Source organism: Coprobacter sp., assembly GCF_982436375.1.
In genome coordinates this window covers 1-5,149 of the sequence record NZ_CEWDCG010000202.1, presented here as the reverse complement: position 1 = coordinate 5,149, position 5,149 = coordinate 1, and the positions used below count along the sequence as shown (strand labels likewise).

At 34.7% G+C, this 5,149-nt stretch carries 4 protein-coding genes; all 4 read right to left on the bottom strand.

Annotated elements, in window-relative coordinates:
- Positions 1 to 117: 117 nt before the first annotated feature.
- Complete coding sequence (locus tag AC1WHX_RS10290) at positions 118 to 1,026, bottom strand: DUF4249 domain-containing protein (protein WP_022599390.1); 909 nt, start codon at positions 1,024 to 1,026, stop codon at positions 118 to 120.
- A 76-nt stretch (positions 1,027 to 1,102) separates the two neighbouring features.
- Positions 1,103 to 3,694, bottom strand: a complete 2,592-nt coding sequence (locus tag AC1WHX_RS10285; protein ID WP_303115498.1) for a TonB-dependent receptor — start codon at positions 3,692 to 3,694, stop codon at positions 1,103 to 1,105.
- Entirely contained in the window at positions 3,694 to 4,494 is an 801-nt protein-coding gene (locus tag AC1WHX_RS10280) for a FecR family protein (RefSeq protein ID WP_022389733.1), read from the bottom strand. The genes AC1WHX_RS10285 and AC1WHX_RS10280 overlap by 1 nt, the downstream gene beginning before the upstream one ends.
- Before the next feature lie 72 nt (positions 4,495 to 4,566).
- Positions 4,567 to 5,076: an RNA polymerase sigma-70 factor gene (locus tag AC1WHX_RS10275; protein WP_009316848.1), complete on the bottom strand. Its 510-nt coding sequence runs from the start codon at positions 5,074 to 5,076 to the stop codon at positions 4,567 to 4,569.
- Between the last annotated feature and the right edge of the window lie 73 nt (positions 5,077 to 5,149).

Below are 5,149 nucleotides of genomic sequence, written 5' to 3'. Positions count from 1 at the left end.
ACATAAAGAATATATCCATTCAAATTAAACTTTCCGAATCCAAATCCTCAGATAGATCTAAATTTTCACTAAAAAATAGGCAATTATACCTAATGACAACATCTGACTCTATTTTATTCAGTCATCTTTTAAATTGTCGATCCATTGCGTTCGGAGAATTCTACAACCACCCACGACTCCTATACCATTTATAACATTTGTATAAGTAGCCCGTATGGGAGCTAACTCAGAATGCCCCAGTCCATTATTTTTCTGTTCATTTAGCGATTTCAAAAATTTATAAAACTCTTCAGAAAGGCTATATAAAATAACCCGATATTTCGTTTTACAAACAATATGTTCATATCCGTCGGGAGTAATGAAATCATCCTCATAGTCTGCCATATAATAGGTATTTAACCTAAATGTATAGCTTTTACCCTGAATTTTAGTATCATCCCAATAATATAGATTTTGATAAAAATCATTCTCATTCATCAGTATATCATCCAATCCCGAAGAGTTATTCAATAAAGGCTCATCATCCAAATCAAACACTATCGGGCTAATCGATTCTGAATAATTTCCATTACTCCAATACATCTGTTTATACTCAATTCTCATAGCGTAATAATCTTTTGTGCTTGCATCGTCATCGAAATGTATCTGAAACTGAAGTTTATCCATATCAGTTTCTTTTCTAATCAAATCGACCGACTTTAAAGGAAATGGTTTCGGAATAATCGTTGCAGCAGAGACAGTCTTCATACCGTCGGCAGATGCCGTTATATTTATTTTATCCCCATCTTTGTATTTCTTTACCACATAATAACTTTGAGCCGGAATACCCGGTATAGAATCATTCGTCCATGAAAAATGCATTGTCTCATCATTTACCGAAATAAGGACATTCGCAGCTTTCAATCCTTGACTAAGTTCTCCTTTCTGACTAACAGGAAGGCTGCGTGACAAATGTACAATAGTCGTATCGCCACTTCCCGGATAACAATATAGTACCAATTTAGGAGACTCTATAATATCATCCAACTTAAAGTGATATGTGCAAGATGAAAACAGAAATACACAAAAAAATAATATGACAAAATATAAATACCTCATGCGTTTAAAACTTTAATGTGTAACTGAATGAAGGGATTATAGGAAAGATTCCTATCGCCTTGCCTCTGAAACCACCACTCGGTAAACGTTCTATTCGAGTATAAAATGCATTCATCCGGCAATAAGCATTGTAAACACTGATATTCCAAATACGCTCAAATCCTCTTTTTGTTATATGGTGGAAGTTCATACCCAGATCAAGACGATGATATGCCGGCAATGTGATATTGTTCGGCCTTTCATAAATCAGTTCCGGTTCACTCGAACCGGGTACATTCGGAAAAGACGGACCATTCACATATTGAGTAGGAACAGTAGCTCTATCTCCGCTACGATATGTCCATGCGGCATAAATATCTATATGACCGCTGAATTTATGACGGAATAAGAGATTAAATTTATGACGATTGTCAAACTTACTGTAATACCAATCCGGACAAAAATCTTCAAATTTTTGTTTACTCCATGATAATGTATATCCAGCTTCAATAATATTATTCCGGTTTCTATATTCTAAAAACAGTTCCATACCATAAGACTTTCCTTTACCCGTTTTCACCAGATTATCCCAATTATCGGCCGGAAGCATCAAACTATTTCCTCCATCATATTCAAGCAATTGACTTGTAGTACGATAATACCCTTCTATGTTCAAACTAATATGTAAAGGCAATTCTACATACACTCCGGCAGCAAGTTGTCTTGAATGCATAGGAGGCACTTTTCGTGTAGATGGTACCCAACTATCAGTCGGAAGATTAAGATAAGTATTCGATAATTGATGTGCGAATTGGCTCATCTCAGCATAAGATGCTTTTACAGCAACTCGATCTGCACATTGATAACTCATAGCTACTCTCGGTTCGAAAGAATGATAATATCTCCCATCTGTCTGATAGACCGCATAATGCAAGCCGGCATTGGCTTTTATCCTTTGTGTCAGTCGCATTTCATCTTCAATATAGAAAGAAACTTCACCACCTCTATAACGACTTGCACTTTCCAGCGATATAGTATCAATATCCGAATATTTTTCTGTCAGATTTCGAGACGCTATATTTTGAGGATGATAAATATGGTATAAATAATTATTACCAAAACGGATATGATGATTCACTCCGGGACGATAATCAAACTCTATACGATAACCAATATCATTTATCGAAGAGTGATTGAATCTCTCTCTCCGATTCATATAAATCTGATCCTTATCACTAAAATAGCAATCATCTTCTACATAGTCATACATAGAAGTATTACGTGCATATACAGCGGTAAAATTTCCTGACAATTTAGAAGTGAACTGATAGTTCCAAGCCAAAGCAGCAGTCAAATTCCCCCATGTCACTTTAAAATCTGAATTATAATGTTCCTTATCTGCATTCATAATACTTCCTTCAAAGATCTGCCGAGCTTTCACTTTCAATAAATCATTGCCGGAATATATACTGAGCGACAGTTTGTTTCTATCCGAAAATCGGTGAGTAATTTTCCCGTTGATATCATGAAAGGCATAACGCAAATTCTTCTTGTCTTTAGGATTAGAACGGTTAAGTACAAAAAATATAGGAGCAGTAAAAAGATCTGTCCAACTTCTTCTCATAGCAACATTAAACGATGTCTTGTTTTTTATTATAGGACCTTCAAATTGAATTCTACCATCAAGTAAACCCAGAGAAAAATTCCCATGAAATTCTTTCATGTCTCCCTCTTTGGTACGAACATCGACTACTGAAGATAGCCTGCCTCCATAACGGGCAGGGAAACCACTTTTATAGAAATCTACATTCTTGACAATATCCGTATTAAAGGCCGAAAACAGACCTCCCAAATGGTTAATTTGATAAAGGGGTGTTCCGTCAAGCAAAAAAAGATTCTCATCGTTTTTACCGCCATGCACATACATTCCAGAAAGGAGTTCTGTCCCGGCAGATACACCAGGGATAGTTTGAAGAGTTTTCACAAGATCAGGAGAACTTAATAACGAAAATTCTGCATTCAATTGTTCTGAGGTCAGCGACACTTTTCCTGTTTGTGTCGTATGAAAAGGTGAATTCAAATCTCCTATTACTTCTATTTCGGACAATGAAGCAACACCTTCTTTCATATAAACAATGCCGTTATAATTTGAATTTAAATTCAATTCCTTTATAACATCTTGATAACCTATATAAGAAAAACGTATATTATGTTTCCCTTTCGGCAATGTTATACTGAAGAAACCATGTTCATTACTTAACGTTCCTTTTTTTGTATTCATGTCAAATATCGTCACATTAATGAGTGTTTCTCCATTTTCCTGACATACATATCCAGAAAAAGTATAACTATCTTGGCGGAATAGTAAAACATATTCATCCCGAATTTCCCATTGTATGCCAATACCACTGAATACTCTTTTTAAATTTTCGACTAACGAACTACCTGACAAAGGAGCACTTTTCGGTTTAATATTTGCCAAAGAAGAATCATATACAAAATTTACATGATACATATCTTGCATAGCATCTATGATTTTTTTCATTTCTGTCGTACTTTGTTGGGCATTTATACTCAGGCATGCGTACAATAAAATCACAGTCATTATGAATTTCATCATCTTACCTTTTCAATATTCACGTTCAATACTTTCTCTATGATCTCAATAATCTCATCCAAACTTTTTGATCTAAAATTGGCAGTCAGTCGCTTATTCGGATAGTCAACAGCCAGTCGTACCTTATAATATCTCGATAGCTCGTCAAGTACTACAGATAACGGTGTGTTATCAAATATAAAATTACCTGTCATCGAGCGTTTCATCACTTGCAGTTTATGCTGACCTTTAACGGCCTCCACTGTCATCCCCTCTGTCAATATCAGTGTATCAGGTTGCCCGATAATCGAAAATTGAACTTTTCCTGAGTCAACCCGAATAAACGCCGTATCGATCCGACTTTCATCTATTGTGAAACAAGTACCCAAAACTTTAACTTGAGATAGTTCCCCTTTTACGGTAAACGGACGTGAAATATCATGTTTGACAGAAAATGATACCCTTCCTCTCATTTGTACCTCACGACAAGAAAGCCGATAACTTTCAGAATAAAAACGAATAGAAGAATGAGGAAATAAAATAACGGAAGAACTATCCGGAAGAAGATAAACTACTGAATGAGAATCGGCTGTTACTTCCGTCCATTCTTTTTCCTCATAAAATTGATATTGCATAAAAAGCACTATGAATATTGCGGCCGCAACACCGGTAAATACCCACCAAAAACGTGCGATATTTTTATTACACTCCGATATTTGATGTTTGTCTTTAAAATCTTTTAATGCTTTTTGCGTATCCAATTTATTTTTCTGATAATAATGCAAAACAAAGCGAAGACATTTTTCTTCTAAATTTCCCATACTTTTCAATCTTTATTTCTCGTAACTATGACTGTTACAATAAAAAAATTCACTATAAAGGAATAGTAAAGATTAGTTAAATAAGAAAATATAAATCTTTTGCGCACCTTCGCGTATCAGCCGAAGAGCTTTACTAATATGATTATCTACCGTATTTACAGAAATGTGTAGTCTGTCCGCAATTTCTTTATACTTCATGCCATCACGCTTATTCAGTAAAAATACTTCTCGACAACGTTCTGAAAGAGTATCAATAATCGTCCACATTCGAGCTTCTGCAAGCGAACGTTCTTCTGCCTCTTCATCGGTCAGAATATCTTCCAAATCAAATGGAGAAAGGTTTGTCTCATAAATCGAATTCTCTTTCAGATAATCCAAACTACGATTTCGTACTGTTTTATAAAGGTATGCTTTGACATTCTCTATTTCAACACTATTTATTCTCTCCCATAAAGAAAAGAAACTATCTTGCACTATATCTTCAGAAATATCAGTATTATGAACATAATGTAATGCATATAAACATAATGGACGATAATAGCATTTAAATATTTTGTCAATATCTATTGCAGATTTATTCATACAAATGAATTTATATATTCAACTATTCTATTATTTAGGGACTCAAAATAAAAGAAAGTTCACTATCCATTAT

Bases quoted from the DNA above. Each gene is read 5' to 3' on its own strand.
- AC1WHX_RS10285 (WP_303115498.1), bottom strand. From the start codon at position 3,694: ATGAAATTCATAATGACTGTGATTTTATTGTACGCATGCCTGAGTATA.
- AC1WHX_RS10280 (WP_022389733.1), bottom strand. From the start codon at position 4,494: ATGGGAAATTTAGAAGAAAAATGTCTTCGCTTTGTTTTGCATTATTAT.
- AC1WHX_RS10275 (WP_009316848.1), bottom strand. From the start codon at position 5,076: ATGAATAAATCTGCAATAGATATTGACAAAATATTTAAATGCTATTAT.